2 protein-coding genes are annotated in these 2347 nt (G+C 31.6%); one reads left to right on the top strand and one right to left on the bottom strand.

The features are described from left to right. Positions 1-45: 45 nt before the first annotated feature. Entirely contained in the window at positions 46-1836 is a 1791-nt protein-coding gene (locus U9R42_10165; protein ID MEA3496386.1) for a M28 family peptidase, read from the bottom strand. A gap of 70 nt (positions 1837-1906) precedes the next feature. Here U9R42_10165 and U9R42_10160 point away from each other — a divergent pair, with 70 nt between their 5' ends. Next, the gene (locus tag U9R42_10160) at positions 1907-2257 is read left to right on the top strand and encodes a hypothetical protein (protein MEA3496385.1); all 351 of its coding nucleotides are present in this window, start codon (positions 1907-1909) and stop codon (positions 2255-2257) included. Positions 2258-2347 lie beyond the last annotated feature (90 nt).

Here is a 2347-nt window from a genome sequence, read left to right as displayed (position 1 = left end):
CAACAATTTTGTTATGCTTGTTAAGGAATTTTATAGCAATATTTTTTACAACTGCAACAAAAGAACAAGCTTTTTTTCATCTCTTATTACATCAACAATTACAGTTTGTCCTTCTTCCAATTTTTTAAGACGATTCATATAATCATAAATATTTTTTACTTCTTTACCGTCTATTGCAATTATTCTATCACCTTTTTTTATTCCACCATTAGCAGCAGCCCCACCGGGACTAACTGCATCAACTCCAAGTCCATTATTAGAAGTATTAGCAAAATCAGGCATTATTCCAAAAGTTATTTTATACTTATATCCATGTTTTGAATGTCCTTTTGGACCTGCTTCTTTAAATGTCAAATCCTTTTCCATATTTATAAGACCTAAAAGTAATTCGGAAGAATAATCAAGAATATATTTTTGACCTTTAAAATTTATTTTATCAATATCATCAGCGGGTGTATGGTAATCAGTGTGAGCACCTGAAGAAATAAAAAAAACAGGAATATCTTTAGTATAAAAAGAAGCATGATCGGAAGGACCATAACCTTCAGGTGATAATTTCAAATTCAAGTCATAATTATCCGCAAACAATTTTATCATTGAATCGCTTTCTATCGATGTGCCACTTCCACCTATCATTAATGAACGATTCAGAGTATCAAACCTTCCTATCATATCAAAATTTAGCATGGCTTTAATTTTCTTTATGTCAACCACAGGATTATTAATAAAATACTTGGAGCCAAGTAAACCCATTTCTTCTGCACCAAATGTCATAAATATTATACTTCTTTTTATAGAATCTTTCATTGAAGCAATTTTTCCTGCAAGTTCAATTACTCCCGCAGTTCCCGAAGCATTATCGTCAGCACCATTATGAACTGCTATTGTATCAGGCTTTCGCGAATTCGTTCCCTTGCCACCCATTCCAAGATGATCATAATGTGCACCTACTACAATGTATTCATCTTTGAACTCAGGATTAGTACTTTCCACAATTGCAATTACATTTTGAGTTGTAACCTTTGATAAATTTACATCCGAACGAGCTTTTATAGAAATCTGTGTTTCAAAGAAATTTGGCTTTTGATTTTCAACAATTTCACTCTCAATCTCTTCAATTGATTTATCACTTTCTTCAATAATTATATTTGCCAATGCACGTGTAATATGAAAAACAGGAATTCCTGCACATCCTTGAGTTTGGTCATAATAAAGTTCCGGCAATTCATCGTTTTTATCAAAATTAACTCCTGAAACAAAAATAACTCCTACTGCATTTTTATCTTTTGCATTCAGTACTTTAGATCTGTCATCCGCAAATTTTTCAAAATAATTATTCTTTTCCTTCAGCGGAATACCTTTAAAAATCAAAACCCATTTTCCGTTTACATCAATATCTTTAAAATCATTCCACTCAAAGCTATCATTTTTTATATCAAAACCAAATCCTGCAAATGTAAGCTGAGCATCAACTGTTGTATTTTTTGAAAAAGAATAAGGAATAAAATTTGAATCAAGAACTGCTTCGTTTTCTTTCACAATAAAATAATTACTGTCTCCAGTATTTACATCTGTAACAACATCAAAATACTGGAATCCATTATCAGCCAATAACTTTAATCCGTATCTTTGAAATTGTACTTTAATATATTCAGCGGCAATTTTATCTTCTTTTGTTCCCGGATACCTACCCTTCAAAGAATCTGAAGCCAAAAACTCAAGATGTTCTTTAATTTCAGAAACTAAAATTTCACTATTTATTTTATTTTTTTTCTTACATGAAAAAAGGATTAAACTTAATCCTAAAAAAACTAAAAATAATTTTGCATTCTTCATTTTATAAACATTTTAATTCAGAACAAAATTAAAAATTGTATATCAATTTCTACAAATTTATAAAAAAATAATGTTGGGAGGATTCAGGATACAAGATACAGGATACAGGATGCAGGATACAGGATACAGGATTCAGGATTCAGGATTCAGGATTCAGGATTCAGGATACAGGATTCAAGATACAGGATACAGGATACAGGATACAGGATACAGGATTCAGGATTCAGGATACAGGATTCAGGATACAGGATACAGGATACAGGATTCAAGATACAGGATTCAGGATACAGGATTCAGGATTCAGGATTCAGGATACAGGATTCAGGATACAGGATACAGGATGCCCATACGGACTAACTTCGTGTCACGGGATGCAAGGATATTAGCTTTCAATTACTGCCGACTGTGGACTGCTTACTGAAGACTGCCAACTAAAAACTAAAAGGTAAAAACTAAAAGGTAAAAACTAAAAACTAAAAACTAAAAGGTAAAAACTAAAAGCTAAAATCTA

Source organism: Bacteroidota bacterium, from assembly GCA_034723125.1.
Classification (GTDB): Bacteria; Bacteroidota; Bacteroidia; order CAILMK01; family JAAYUY01; genus JAYEOP01.
The sequence above is the reverse complement of the archived record's forward strand: the minus strand, read 5'-3'. Positions and strand labels throughout refer to the sequence as shown.

Bases quoted from the DNA above. Each gene is read 5' to 3' on its own strand.
- U9R42_10160 (MEA3496385.1), top strand. From the start codon at position 1,907: ATGTTGGGAGGATTCAGGATACAAGATACAGGATACAGGATGCAGGAT.
- U9R42_10165 (MEA3496386.1), bottom strand. From the start codon at position 1,836: ATGAAGAATGCAAAATTATTTTTAGTTTTTTTAGGATTAAGTTTAATC.